We start from the raw sequence: 13,239 nt of genomic DNA on the forward strand, positions 1-13,239 counted from the left end.
ACTCTTGCCGCTTTCGTGGCCTCCAAGTCGCCGAAGGGACGTCGCGCCGGCCGCTGACAAGGCGGCGGTGCGGGAATGGCGGCGGTTTCCGGGGGTGAGCGTCCTTTTCTTGAGGGAAATTCACCGTTTGGTAACCCAGATTAAATCAAAATGAAGCGACGGCTGGACGCCATGCGGCCCGCCCCCGCACCATTTGGAATACGGGAAAGACGATGCGCGGATTGATAGCACTGGTTTCGAGTCTGGTCCTGGTGGCCTCGGCAGCGCCTGTTCTGGCGCAGCAGGCGACCAAGATCGGCCAGCACAATGCCTGGGGCACCTATAGCTACCAGGCATCGGGCGGCAAGGTCTGCTACGTGCTCACCGTGCCGACCGACAAGCAGCCGCCGACGCTCGACCATGGCGACATGTTCTTCTTCGTCAGCCAGCGTCCCGGCCAGCAGGTGTCCTACGAGCCGCAATTCATCGCCGGCTACAATTTCCAGGAAGGCTCCAAGGCCACCGTCACCATCGACAAGAAGTCCTTCTCGATGTTCACGCGCGGCAAGTCGGCCTGGGTCGAGAACGCCGCCGAGGAACCGGTGCTGATCGCCGCCATGAAGACCGGCACCGACATGAAGGTGACGGCGAAGTCCGGCCGCGGCAACCCCACCTCCTATGTCTTCTCGCTGAAGGGCATTTCGGCGGCGCTGACGTCGATCGCCAAGTGCAAATAGGCAAACCTTCGTTTTGAAGCGAATGGCCGGGCCGCAAAGCCGGCCCTTTGCTTTTTCAGCCCTGACCTGGCTCCGGCACTGTCTCGGCCCGCCGCCGCCGGATCGCCTCGGCGATGAAGACGCGCGACAGTGCATGATAGAGCGGCTCGTGCGAGATCAGGCGCGCCGTGCCATAGCCCAGCATCGAGGCCAGCATCAGCGCGATGACATTGTCGTGATTGCCGGTCATTTCCAGGATGATGACGAAGGCGGTCATCGGCGCCTGCACGACGCCGGCGAAATAGCCGGCCATGCCGAGCAGCGCGGCGGCACCAGCGCCGGCGCCAAACAGCAGCCCGAGCGAACTGCCGATGCCGGCGCCGACCGCCAGCGACGGCGCGAAGATGCCGCCGGGAATGCCCGAGACCATCGACAGCACGCCGGCCAGGAATTTTTCGGCAAAGAAGAACCATGGCAGCGGCGTGCCTTCGACAGCGCCGCGCGCCTGCGCGTAGCCGGTGCCGAAGGTCAGCCCGCCGGAGGCGATGCCAATCACCGCCACGCCAAGCCCGCAGACAGCCGCCACCAACAGTGCGCGAGCCAAAGGCTGCTGCGTGTGCCAGCGCCGGATCCGCCGCGTGATCTTCAGCGCCAGCAGCGAGAACAGCGCGCCGAAGCCGCCGCCGATGACGCCGCAGCCAAGCACCAGCGGCCAGTCGGCGGCAAAGGCGATGGTTTCCTTCGAGACGCCGAAATAGGTGTAATTGCCGAGCAGGCCGAGCGAGGCGAGGCCGGCCAGGATCACCGCCGTCAGCACCAGCCCGTTGGTGCGCGCCTCATAGGTGCGGCCCATCTCCTCGATAGCGAAGACGATGCCGGCGAGCGGCGTGTTGAAGGCGGCGGCGATGCCGGCGGCCGAGCCGGCCAGGATCAGGCCGCGCGCCTGCGCCATGCCGCCCCAGCGCGCAGCCTGCAGCATCAGCGAGGCGCCGACCTGCACGGTCGGACCCTCGCGGCCGATCGAAGCGCCGCAGAACAGGCCGATGACGGTAAGCGCGATCTTGCCTGCAGCCAGGCGAAGCGAAAGGAGATGACCGCGATCCTCGTCGTCGCGCAAATGGCGAGCGGCGATCGCCTGCGGAATGCCGCTGCCCTGCGATCCGGGGAAAAAGGCCTGGGCAAGCCAGGCGCAGAGCACGAAGCCGAGCGGCGTTATGATCAACGGCAGGTAGAAACGCCAGCCGCCACCGTTGCCGGTGACGAGGTGAAACAGCGCTTGCGCCCGGTCGGCCAGCACCGCGAACAGCACGCTGATGACGCCGATCGAGACCGCGCCGGCCCAGAACACCAGCCGCGGCTGCCAGACACGCCGCGAGGCCCACATAGCCTGTGAGCGCCGCAACATCGGGTATTTTCGCGATATGCCGGCCATCCGCGCCTCATTGTGGTGGCCCGGCCTAGCACACCCACGGAGCCGATCAAGCCTGTGGGGCTGATCCACGCGTCGGATCCCGCCGGCGTACACCGGCGGGATCCGGGCTGGCTCACATGGCCATTTTTTCACATTCGGCCTGAGCCTTCTTGGTCGACGTATCGATCATGTAGGCTTTGCCCTTGGCGTCGGTCATCATCATCATGCAGTGCTTGATCGGCTTTGCCATCTTCATCATCTCGGCGCCCATCTTTGCATCCGGCATCATGGTGCCCATATGCCCGTCCGGCATGATCGCCATCACTTCTCCACCCTTCATCATGGTCATCGTGCCCATCGCGTCTTCGGCAAATGCCTGCGAGGCAGAAAGGCCGACGAGGCCGGCAATGACGGCGAACTTGATAGAGTTCATTCTGCATACTCCCATTTTGTAGAGGCATAGTTGCCCCATTCAGACTTCGCAGGTGCGATGGGAATCGTTACGCGAACACGATCATGTGATCGGTCAATAGGGGCTGCCCTCCAATCAGGCGGAAGCATTGCTTCGGTGCAAGGTCGACCCCCACTCCGGGGAAGCCGCTCGTCAATCGCGCCGCCGCCGCAAGACAGGCATAACCCTGCACAGGAGGAGAAAAGCCCGGCAGGGCAATGAAGGCCAGCGCCGACCTTCAAGGTCAGGCGATCATACAATGAAGCGCACTGCATGACTCCGCGCTCAACCTGTGCTATGCGCCGCGCTTCAGTTCCCGGCACGATGAATGAAATCGGCCGCAAAACGCTTATATCAGTGCGACCATGACCCTTTCCTTCGACCTCACCACTGAAGGTGCCCGTGACGCGTTGCGCGCCCGCGCCGCGCCCGAGAAGCCGTCGCTGATCGGCCTGACGCGGGCCGAGCTCGCGGAGGCGCTCGTCGCGTCCGGTATCGTGCCGGAGCGCCAGGCAAGGATGCGCGCCCAACAGCTCTGGCACTGGATGTATGTGCGCGGCGTCTCCGACTTCGCCGGCATGTTCAACATCTCCAAGGACCTGCGCGCCGAGCTCGACAAGCATTTCACCGTCGCGCGTCCCGAGATCGTCGAGGAGCAGATTTCTTCCGACGGTACCCGCAAATGGCTGTTCCGCTTTCCGGCGCGCGGCGCCGGCCGGCCGGTCGAGATCGAGACCGTCTATATTCCCGAGGAAGGCCGCGGCACGCTTTGCATCTCCTCGCAGGTCGGCTGCACGCTGACCTGCTCCTTCTGCCACACCGGCACGCAGAAGCTGGTGCGCAATTTGACGGCGGAAGAGATTCTCGCCCAGCTGCTCACCGCGCGCGACCGGCTCGGCGATTTCCCCGACCGCGACACGCCGGACGGCGCCATCGTGCCGGCCGAGGGCCGCAAAGTGTCCAACATCGTCATGATGGGCATGGGCGAGCCGCTCTACAATTTCGAGGCTGTGAAGAAGGCGCTGCTGATCGCTTCCGACGGCGACGGGCTTTCCCTTTCGAAGCGGCGCATCACGCTGTCGACCTCCGGCGTCGTGCCGGAAATCTTCCGCACCGGCGAGGAGATCGGCGTCATGCTGGCGATCTCGCTGCATGCCACCAATGACGATCTGCGCGACCTCTTGGTGCCGATCAACAAGAAGTATCCGCTGAAGGAACTGATCGCCGCCTGCCGCGCCTATCCCGGCCTGTCGAACGCCAAGCGCATCACTTTCGAATATGTGATGCTGAAGGACGTCAACGATTCCATCGAGGATGCCAAAGGCCTGATCAAGCTGCTCAAGGGCATTCCGGCCAAGATCAATCTGATCCCGTTCAACCCGTGGCCGGGCACCAACTACCAGTGCTCGGACTGGGAGACGATCGAGAAATTCGCAGACTACATCAACAATGCCGGCTATGCCTCGCCGATCCGCACACCGCGCGGCCGCGACATCCTCGCCGCCTGCGGCCAGCTGAAATCGGAATCCGAGCGCATGCGAAAAGTGGACCGGCTGGCGCTGGAAGCCATGATGATCGCGGGGCACGGGGAGGCGTGAGCCGTCTCGTCGTCGGGCTCAAACGTATCGCCATGATAGCCGTCGGTTACATCGCCGGTGTGCTGACCTCGATCCTGGTGCCGGTGCTGCTGATCACGCTGCTGGAAGGTATCGAGTACGGCAACTGGTCGCTGGTCTTCACCTTCGACTGGCTGCGGTCGTTTCCGCTCGCCGTGCTGACCGTGGCGGTCTGCGCGCTGCTGATCGTCGGGCCCGCGATCCTGGTCGCCGAATGGTTTTCGCTGCGGGGATGGTTCTATTTCGCGGTCACGGGCGCGATCACCTCCATCGCCTTTGGCGTCCTTGTCCCGGGCTCGGCCGGAGGCTTTGTGTTCAATCCAGGCTTTCTCGGCTTCCTGGCCACGGCCGGCACCGCCGCCGGTTCGGTCTACTGGCTGTTGGCCGGGCGCGAGTCCGGCCGTCTGACGCCGCGGGATCCCGGATGACCCGTCTCGTCGCCTATCTCGTGCGCTTTGCCATGATCCTGTTCGGCTATGCCGTCGCCTCGCTGGCGGCGAGCGCCTTCCTCAACGTGCTGTTCCTGGCCTCGCTCGGCTATACGCCTGACCACACATACCCGACGGCGACGGCGTCGCTGTATTTCTCGATCCCCTTCGTCGCTCTGTTCGTCGCCTATTTCGCTTTCCTGCCGGCGGTGATCGTCATCCTGCTTGCCGAAATCCTAGGCCGGCGCGACTGGCTGTACTACGCGCTGGCGGGCGCGGTGGTGGCGGGCGTTTTCCTCGGCCTGGTCGACCACGCCCAAGAGTCCACCTTCGCGATCACCGACGCCAGCGCCATCATGGCGGTGATCGGCGGCGGCATGGTCGGCGGTATCTTCTACTGGCTGAGCGCCGGGCGCTGGGCCGGAAACTGGTGGAAAGAGGCGAACGCGCCTACTTCGCCTGGGCCGTCAGGATCTTGAGCGCGAAGGCCGAGAACACGCCGGCGAAGAGATAGTCGACCACCCGCGTGACGCGCGGGCTGGCCTTCATCGCCGCGGAAAATTTCTCCGCCGCCAGCACCATCGGCACCGTCACCGGGATCGACAGCACGATGAACATCGAGCCCAGGAAGAACAGCTTTCCCGGCGCGTTCGGGTCATGCGCGGAGACGAACTGCGGCAGGAAGGTCATGAAGAACAGGATGATCTTGGGATTGAGCAAATTGACGCCGAGCCCGGCCGCCCAGCTGCGCAGCAGCGAGATCTGCGGGCCTATCTTCTTTTCCGGCGAAAAGGCCGAGCCCTTGGCGATGGCCTGCCAGGCCAGGAAGACGAGATAGCCGGCGCCAAAGATCTTCAGCACGAAAAAGGCAATCGGCGAGGCGACGATCAGCGCCGAGACGCCGACCACCACCAGCGTGGTGTGGATCAGCGTGCCGCACAGCGCGCCGGCCATCGAGGCAAAGCCGGTGGCGCGCCCCTGGCTCAGCGTGCGCGAGACGAACAGGGTCATGTCGGGCCCGGGCGTGATCGCCAGGATCACGGTGGCGATGGCGAACTGGATCAGCGTGGCGGTGTCGGGAATGAAGGACATTGGCAGGCCCCAGGAAACGCATAGGCCTATACAGCATGCGCCGTGCCGGCGCCAGATAAAGCGTTGATCCAGCAAGGCAATCGCTTTCCGCAATGACAGTTCCCGCTCGTGGCGGCGAGCGTCAGCCGGTGGCTGTCCTCATCCTGACAGGCACCTCGAAGGTGAGCGGGCCGTCCTGGCCGTCAAGCCTGCCGATGAGCACGATCTGATCGATCGGCTTGGGGCGGCCGAGGAAATAGCCTTGCGCCTCGTTGCAGCCCTCGACCTGCAGGATGCTGAGCTGGACATCGGTCTCGACGCCTTCGGCAAGCACGGGAATGTCGAGGCTGCGCCCCAGCGCCAGCACCGCGCGGATGATCGCCTTGGCCTGCGGGCTGCGCTCGACATCGGCCATGAAGGAGCGATCGAGCTTGATCTTGTCGAACGGGAACGAGCGCAGCGTGTCGAGCGAGGAATAGCCGGTGCCGAAATCGTCGATCGCGATCGTCACGCCCAGCGCCTTGATCTGGCGCAGCACGTGCAGCGTGCGCACCTTGTCGGCGACGATCGTCGATTCGGTCAGCTCGAGCTCGAGACGCTTCGGCGACAGGCCGGTCTCGACCAGGATTTGGTGGACGAGCGTGGCGAGATCGGCATGGGCGAACTGCACCGGCGACAGATTGACCGCGATCTTGTGGCCATTGTCCCAGGAGGCGGCCTGGCGGCATGCCGTGCGCAGCACCCATTCGCCGATCGCCAGGATGGAACCGTTTTCCTCGGCGATCGGAATGAATTCGGCGGGCGGAACCATGCCGTGCACGGGGTGCGTCCAGCGCAGCAACGCCTCGTAGCCGCACGTGGCGCCGGTCTGCACCGAGGTCTGCACCTGATAGTGCAGCGAGAGTTCGCCATGGTCGATCGCCTGACGAAGGTCGGTGGCCAGCGCCCGGCGCGCCCGCGCCGCCTCGTCCATCGCCGATTCGTAGAAGCAGACGGCCCGCGTCATGTCGTTTTTGGCCCGGTACATGGCCAGATCCGCATTGCTGACCAGCCTCTCCCGGTCGGCCCCGTCGCGCGGATAGACGGCAACGCCGATGCTGGCGCCGGTAACGCTCTCGAAATCGTCGATCCGCAACGGCTCGAACAATGATTTCTCCAGCCGCGACACCAGGCCGAGCAGGTCGTTCTGGTCCTTGAAGCGCTTGATGGCGGCAAACTCGTCGCCGCCGAGCCGGGCGACGAACTCGCCGTCGCCGGCCAGCTTCGCCAGCCTGCGGGCAATGATCTTGAGCGCCTGGTCGCCGGCGGCGTGTCCCCTGAGGTCGTTGATTTCCTTGAACCGGTCGAGGTCGATGACGATGACGGCGGTCATCGTGTCCCGTTCCTCGCGCGCCCGCTCGATCTCATGGTCGAGGCGGTCGTTGAAGGAGACCCGGTTGGCAAGGCCGGTGAGCGAGTCGTTGAGGGCAAGATGCTGCAGCCGCTCGAAGCTTTCGAGCCGGCCGCGTTCGTCGATCAGATAGCTGGCGAACCCGGTGGCGGCGACGATCAGGCCGACCACGGCGACCGCGACGGCCATGGCTTCCAGGATGTCGGGATTGGTGCCCGTGGTGATGAAGGAAAGCGGCGTCACTGCCACCGCCGCCATTGCCGTGAAATGCAGGCCGACGATCGCCAGCACCAGAAGGCCGATGCCGACATAGTGCGACCAGCGGTACGGCCGGCGCATCGCATGGCCGACCGCCACGGAGGAGAATGCCATCGCGATCAGCACCGAAGCGATGACGTAGCCGGCGTCCCATTCGACGATGCCGGCCACGTGATAGGCCATCATGCCGGTATAGTGCATGGCCGAGATCGCCAGCCCGACAAGGCATCCGCCCCATTCCGGCGCCAGGCCGCGGCCTTTGTCGAGCGCAAGACCGAAGCCCGCCCCGGTGCCGACCATGGCGATGACCAGGGAGATCATGGTGAGCGCCGGATCGAAGGTGATCGGCGCGCCGGGCTGATAGGCCAGCATGGCGATGAAATGCGTGCACCAGATCGAGGAACCGGCCGCGACCGCGGTCAGGAAAAGCCATCCCCGCATCTGCACGCCGACGGTTTTCCTGGCGCGGTCCAGAAGGCCGATCGTCACCCAGCAGCCGGTGACGCACATCAGCGCCGCCAGCAGGACGAGCCACAGATTATGCTCCATGACGATGCATGATATGACGCGCATCAGGAATGGTCCAAGCCCGAGACACCCGCAAAGAGCAGGCAAAAGCCGCTTCGCCACCCGTTGCGTGGCCAGGGCAATTCTGTGTCGCTGGTTTAGCGGCAGGGCGTGAAAACTTGCTTAAATCCGGGGCATAAATGCAGCCGATGATTGTAGCAGGTTGTTTTCCCAGGGGCTTGGTCGCGAACTGAGGACCGCGCTGGCGAAAAGCCTGATGCGTTTCCATGCCCTCGCCGCGCTGGATCAGCAGTCTGGCGTCGCGCCTGCTTGCTCGCTTTGCCGTTCCTGCTAAAAGGCGCTCCGACAATGCGTGACGCCCTTGCCCAGGCGTCCGCCACCGACGGAGCAGAAAATGTCCAAGACCAAAGACGTCAAGAAGGTCGTGCTCGCCTATTCCGGCGGCCTCGACACGTCCATCATCCTGAAATGGCTGCAGACCGAACTCGGTGCCGAAGTCGTCACCTTCACCGCCGATCTCGGCCAGGGCGGCGAGCTGGAGCCGGCACGCAAGAAGGCCGAGATGATGGGCATCAAGGACATCCGCATCGTCGATGTGCGCGAGGAGTTCGTCGCCGATTTCGTCTTCCCGATGTTCCGCGCCAACACCGTCTACGAAGGCACCTATCTGCTCGGCACCTCGATCGCGCGGCCGCTGATCTCCAAGCACCTCGTCGAAATCGCCAGGGAAACCGGCGCCGATGCGATCGCGCATGGCGCCACCGGCAAGGGCAACGACCAGGTGCGTTTCGAGCTGTCGGCCTATGCGCTGAACCCCGACATCAAGGTCATCGCGCCGTGGCGCGACTGGTCGTTCAAGTCGCGCACCGACCTGATCAACTTCGCCGAGCAGCACCAGATCCCGGTGGCCAAGGACAAAAGGGGCGAGGCGCCGTTCTCGGTCGACGCCAACCTGCTGCACTCCTCTTCCGAGGGCAAGGTGCTGGAAGATCCCTGGAGCGAGCCGCCGGAATTCGTCCACCAGCGCACCGTCTCGCCGATGGACGCGCCGGACAAGGTCACCGAGATCGAGATCGAATTCCTGAAGGGCGATCCGATCGCGCTCAACGGCAAGAAGCTGTCGCCGGCGACCATGCTGGCCGCCCTCAACGATCTTGGCCGCGACAATGGCATCGGCCGGCTCGACCTGGTCGAGAACCGCTTCGTCGGCATGAAATCGCGCGGCGTCTACGAGACGCCCGGCGGCGCCATCCTGATCGTGGCCCACCGCGCCATCGAATCGATCACGCTCGACCGCGGCGCCGCGCACCTCAAGGACGAGTTCATGCCGCGCTATGCCGAGCTCATCTACAACGGCTTCTGGTTCGCGCCCGAACGCCTGATGCTGCAGGCGATGATCGACAAGAGCCAGGAAGACGTCGAAGGCACGGTGCGGCTGAAGCTCTACAAGGGCAACGTCATGGTCACCGGCCGCAAGTCGAAGAAGACGCTCTATTCGGACGCGCTGGTCACCTTCGAGGATGACCGCGGCGCCTATGACCAGAAGGATGCCGCCGGCTTCATCCGCCTCAATGCGCTGAGGCTGCGCACGCTGGCCGCCCGCAACCGCAAGGGCTGATATCCAGACGGCGGCCTGGCGCTTTACCAATCCACGTTCAAGAAACCCGGCGGAGACGCCGGGTTTTTATTTGGTGCCGCTAATATAGAAAAAATGAAGCTCCTGTAATCGGTTCCTGTTTGACCTTTTGGCGGCTTCATTTAAGTTCATTTACGGGTTTTGGGGGTATGACCGTGAAAAATAGCATTTCTCTTGTGCTTGCAGTGGTCGCCGTCTTTGTCGGGCACCAATCAACGCAGGCTCTGGCGGCGCAGACATCCAAGTTCCGTACCTGCAAAAGTTTTGATGGCCCGTTCCAGATTCCTGTTTCCCAGCAATGCCCGTTGAGCGGCTATGCGCAGGGTTCCGGAGTCCCGACGGTCATCGAGGGCAAGCGAAAGGCGGTTACCCCGGCGCGGCGGAACCCCAACTTCCGTACCTGCAAAAGTTTTGACGGCCCGTTCCAGATTCCTGTTTCCCAGCAATGCCCGCTGAGCGGTTACGCGCAGGGTTCCGGAGTTCCCACGGTCATTCAGGGCAAGCGCAAAGGGGTTACCCCGGCGCGGCAGAACCCCAACTTCCGCAACTGCAGCGGTATTGACGGCCCCTTCCAGGTTCCCGCTTCCCAGAATTGCCCGTTGAGCGGTTACGCGCATTATTGAGAGTGATGTGCCCAGGCGCTCGGCCATTCTTGGAACAGGTTTCCTGCCCGCCTTGGCTGTCCTGGCGAGTTTGGCTGTTGCCAAAGCCGACGATTATGACCCCGCCTCGCTCGACCTCGCCGCGCTGATCGAATGCAGGGCCGATATGTCCGCTTATACTGGCTATGCCCTTTGGCTGGCCGGTGATTCCGGCGCGGCCAGCACGCTCGGCTGGAAAGAGGTGCCGTCAGGCAATGCCTTCCTGCGGCAGTATCAACTGCCCGCCCCGGCCCATGTCTTCGGCCGCGAGACGGGAACAATCGTCTTTACCGCGTCAGGGCCGATGGCGGTGCTTGACGGCATTGCCGCGCCTGACCTCGCCCGCCAGCTCGACGTCCCGGCAATGGTCTCGTCACCGGATAAATTCCTGGGCGAGAAGGTCGTGGCCGAAAGTATCGACGACACCGGCGGCGTGAGCCTTTCCACGCGCATCACGCTCAACGTCTCGACCGTCGCTTCCCATCCCGGCAAGACGCTGGCCGGCTGCTCCTACGTGCTTGATGTGAAATAGAAAATCCGGCGTTGCACGGAGTTCGGTTGAGCCAAGTGAAATACGCCGCCGGCTCAGGGATTTGACCGGCGCATCGGCGACGACCCCGCTGGCGGTTAGCCGGGAACGCCACCGCTTCGTCATCCACGGGCGGAGCAAGGAGCGTAGCGACGCGGCGCAGACCCGAGGATCCATGCCGCGACCATCGAACTCCGCCACGGTGCAGAATTCTGCTCCGCTGCACCCTTCGTCCAACGTCACGGAATGGATCCCAGGGTCTCCGCGACGGAGCTTCGCCCCTGCTATGCCCAAGGATTGTTTGAGAAGGATCAGGTAGTCTGGCGGCCGGGACTGCGGCCCATCACAGCCGGCAGTCCCGGCGGCAGGCGACCGTCCCTGGGATCGGGCAAGCACCCGACGTCATCATGGTCCCTGCCGTCTTTGTCCGCCATCGCTTGGAGAGTTGATTGGCCGCTGGCTCGCGCCACGCCCGCAAACAATCCGAAGCCCTTTAAGGATACCACCAGCATGGCCTTCTTGCACCAACAACCGCAAATGTGCCTCGGCTTCGACATCGCCAAGGACACCGTCACCGTCTGCGACGGCACCACCACCCGCACCATCGCCAATCAGCGCAAGGTGATCCGCGCCTTCCTCAAGAGCTACAAACACATAGACCTTGTCGTGTGCGAGCCGACCGGCGGTCACGAAGGCTTGCTGCTCGAAGAGTGCCTGTGCGCCGGCATCGCCTGTCATCGCGCCGACACGCTCAAGGTCAAGAGCTTCATCCGCTCCTACGGCACGCACGGCAAGAGCGATGCCATCGATGCCGCGATGTTGAGAGCCTACGGTCGCGAACGCTGGGGAAAGCTGACCCTTTGGCAAGCTCCGGATCCCGACGAGACCTGCTTGCGCGCCCTGGTGCGGCGCCGCCAGGAACTCATCGCCATCAAAATCGCCGAGAAGAACCGCGCCAAGGCACCTGGCGGCCGCGAGCTCGCCGCCTCCTTCGAGGCCGTGATCAATGTCGTCGAGCGTCAGATCCAAGCTATCGATGCCGCCATGCGCAAGCTGATCGCCAACAGCCGTACCCTCAAGCACCGAGCCGCCATCTGCACGGCCATGGACAGTCTCGGCCCGATCGTGGCGGCCAAGCTGCTGGCCACCTTGCCCGAGCTCGGCACCATGACACGTCGAAAGGCTGCCGCGCTTGCAGGGCTCGCGCCTCATCCAAACGACAGCGGGCAAAAGCAAGGCTACCGCAAAATCCGCGGCGGACGACCCGAGATCAGGAGCATGCTCTACATGCCCGCATTGCACGCCGCTGCCGGAAGGGGTGAGTTCGCAACCTTCTACAAACGCCTCATCACCAACGGCAAAAAGCCAATGGTGGCCATCGCTGCCGTCATGCGAAAGATCGTCGTCACCTTAAACGCTAGGCTCAGGGACGCCGCCATTCCTCAGAGTTGATGACGAAGTAGGGGACTTCCACCAACACAAAAGCCCGGCGCATGGCCGGGCTTTTGTCGAACAGAGCACCCTCAGGAAAAGCGTGAAGCGGTTTTCCGTCCGGAATTGCCTCAAAACAAAGAGTTGGACTTCAATCAGTCGCCGTCGATCGCCGTGGCGATGCGCACGATGGCCTGCTGGTAGACGTTGGCGTCGTTCCAGCCGGCAATTGCGCCGACATTGTCCGCCGCGCTCGCGCCGCGCCGCCAGCCATGGGCCTTGAGGAAGTTGGCGGTGGACGCCAGCGCGGTGGCCTTGTCGCGGAGGTTGCCGCTGCCCACGCCATATTTCAGGACATTCCCGGGCAGGAACTGCGTGTGGCCGATCTCGCCATGCGCGGCGCCGACCGACGAGGCGCTCAAGGCGCCGCGATCGACCAGCTTCAGCGCCGCAATGGCATGCGGATGAAAGAATTCCGGGCGGCGGCAATCATAGGCAAGCGTCAAAATGGCCGAGACCGTATTCTGGTTGCCCATGGACGAACCGAAGCCGGTCTCCATGCCCCAGATGGCCAGCAACACACCGGGCGACACGCCGTAATTGCTTTCGATCTGGCTGAACAGCGCCGCGTTCGCCTTTTTCAGCGAACGGCCCTTGGAAATGATCGCCTCGCCGCCACGGCGCTTCATGAAGGCATCCACCGAGCCGCTGAACGCCTTGTGGATACCGCGGTCGACGGAAATTGTCTTTGTCGCGTAAGTGGCGCCAGCCAAAGCGGCCAGACCCTTGGCGCCGACACCTTCGGACTTGGCCTGTGCGGCGAAGCCCGGTTTCCAGGCGTCGAAGCCGGCACCGGTGCTGCCACAGCTGGCCGCCGCCTGTGCGCCCGTCGCCAGCCCAAGCACCGCCACCACCGCGGCCGCTAAAATCCTACCCTTGGCAAGAAATGCCATTTTGTTCTCCTGGTTGCCTGATTCACGTCCCATCAGCGAATTTGCCAGCGAAACGTGCATTTGTCACCGTCCGCGGCACGATGCTGGCGAATGCCGGGGAATTTGCCTACGATCAAGTGATTATTGTGGCGGGGTCGAAATAACCATGGAAGACGTTGATGTCGCATCGGCGGCCGTGCCTGTGCCAGCGCCCGGCATTTC

Annotated in this window: 13 protein-coding genes; 8 read left to right on the plus strand and 5 right to left on the minus strand. The window is 63.7% G+C overall.

Annotated features, from left to right (window positions below; all coding sequences use genetic code 11):
* Positions 1 to 212 precede the first annotated feature (212 nt).
* Entirely contained in the window at positions 213 to 716 is a 504-nt protein-coding gene (locus CK226_RS14885; protein ID WP_095774831.1) for an invasion associated locus B family protein, read from the plus strand.
* Between the two features lie 55 nt (positions 717 to 771).
* Here CK226_RS14885 and CK226_RS14890 read toward each other — a convergent pair whose 3' ends face one another.
* A complete protein-coding gene (locus CK226_RS14890; RefSeq protein WP_095792274.1) occupies positions 772 to 2,127 on the minus strand; it encodes a chloride channel protein in 1,356 nt (451 codons plus the stop codon).
* Between the two features lie 112 nt (positions 2,128 to 2,239).
* Entirely contained in the window at positions 2,240 to 2,539 is a 300-nt protein-coding gene (locus CK226_RS14895) for a hypothetical protein (protein ID WP_095774833.1), read from the minus strand.
* A 383-nt stretch (positions 2,540 to 2,922) separates the two neighbouring features.
* Between CK226_RS14895 and rlmN the strand changes: the two genes are divergently transcribed.
* Genes rlmN through CK226_RS14910 form a run of 3 tightly spaced genes read left to right on the plus strand, consistent with a single transcriptional unit; the run spans position 2,923 to position 5,080 of the window.
* A complete protein-coding gene (rlmN, locus tag CK226_RS14900; protein ID WP_095774834.1) occupies positions 2,923 to 4,155 on the plus strand; it encodes a 23S rRNA (adenine(2503)-C(2))-methyltransferase RlmN in 1,233 nt (410 codons plus the stop codon).
* Entirely contained in the window at positions 4,152 to 4,601 is a 450-nt protein-coding gene (locus CK226_RS14905) for a hypothetical protein (RefSeq protein ID WP_179295982.1), read from the plus strand. Before rlmN ends, CK226_RS14905 begins: the two co-directional genes overlap by 4 nt.
* Positions 4,598 to 5,080: a hypothetical protein gene (locus CK226_RS14910; RefSeq protein WP_095788956.1), complete on the plus strand. Its 483-nt coding sequence runs from the start codon at positions 4,598 to 4,600 to the stop codon at positions 5,078 to 5,080. Before CK226_RS14905 ends, CK226_RS14910 begins: the two co-directional genes overlap by 4 nt.
* Here the strand turns inward: CK226_RS14910 and CK226_RS14915 are convergent.
* Together CK226_RS14915 and CK226_RS14920 are read right to left on the minus strand one after the other, a co-directional pair.
* Positions 5,052 to 5,693 (minus strand): LysE family translocator, encoded by a 642-nt coding sequence (locus CK226_RS14915; protein ID WP_095792275.1) that lies wholly within the window; start codon positions 5,691 to 5,693, stop codon positions 5,052 to 5,054. The two genes, CK226_RS14910 and CK226_RS14915, sit on opposite strands and share 29 nt — an antisense overlap.
* Before the next feature lie 121 nt (positions 5,694 to 5,814).
* A complete protein-coding gene (locus CK226_RS14920; RefSeq protein WP_245437755.1) occupies positions 5,815 to 7,893 on the minus strand; it encodes a bifunctional diguanylate cyclase/phosphodiesterase in 2,079 nt (692 codons plus the stop codon).
* Between the two features lie 349 nt (positions 7,894 to 8,242).
* Here CK226_RS14920 and CK226_RS14925 point away from each other — a divergent pair, with 349 nt between their 5' ends.
* From CK226_RS14925 to CK226_RS14950, 4 genes are all read left to right on the plus strand, one after another.
* Positions 8,243 to 9,466 (plus strand): argininosuccinate synthase, encoded by a 1,224-nt coding sequence (locus CK226_RS14925; protein ID WP_095792276.1) that lies wholly within the window; start codon positions 8,243 to 8,245, stop codon positions 9,464 to 9,466.
* Between the two features lie 167 nt (positions 9,467 to 9,633).
* Positions 9,634 to 10,107, plus strand: a complete 474-nt coding sequence (locus tag CK226_RS14930) for a hypothetical protein (protein ID WP_095792277.1) — start codon at positions 9,634 to 9,636, stop codon at positions 10,105 to 10,107.
* A 61-nt stretch (positions 10,108 to 10,168) separates the two neighbouring features.
* On the plus strand, positions 10,169 to 10,657 hold the full coding sequence (locus tag CK226_RS14935; RefSeq protein WP_245437766.1) for a hypothetical protein: 489 nt from the start codon (positions 10,169 to 10,171) through the stop codon (positions 10,655 to 10,657).
* A gap of 507 nt (positions 10,658 to 11,164) precedes the next feature.
* Positions 11,165 to 12,106, plus strand: a complete 942-nt coding sequence (locus CK226_RS14950) for an IS110 family transposase (protein ID WP_095776203.1) — start codon at positions 11,165 to 11,167, stop codon at positions 12,104 to 12,106.
* Between the two features lie 134 nt (positions 12,107 to 12,240).
* Here CK226_RS14950 and CK226_RS14955 read toward each other — a convergent pair whose 3' ends face one another.
* Positions 12,241 to 13,038, minus strand: coding sequence for a lytic transglycosylase domain-containing protein (locus CK226_RS14955; RefSeq protein ID WP_095774881.1), 798 nt, complete (start codon positions 13,036 to 13,038; stop codon positions 12,241 to 12,243).
* Positions 13,039 to 13,239: the final 201 nt, after the last annotated feature.

Source organism: Mesorhizobium sp. WSM4311 (assembly GCF_002295115.1).
Classification (GTDB): domain Bacteria; phylum Pseudomonadota; class Alphaproteobacteria; order Rhizobiales; family Rhizobiaceae; genus Mesorhizobium.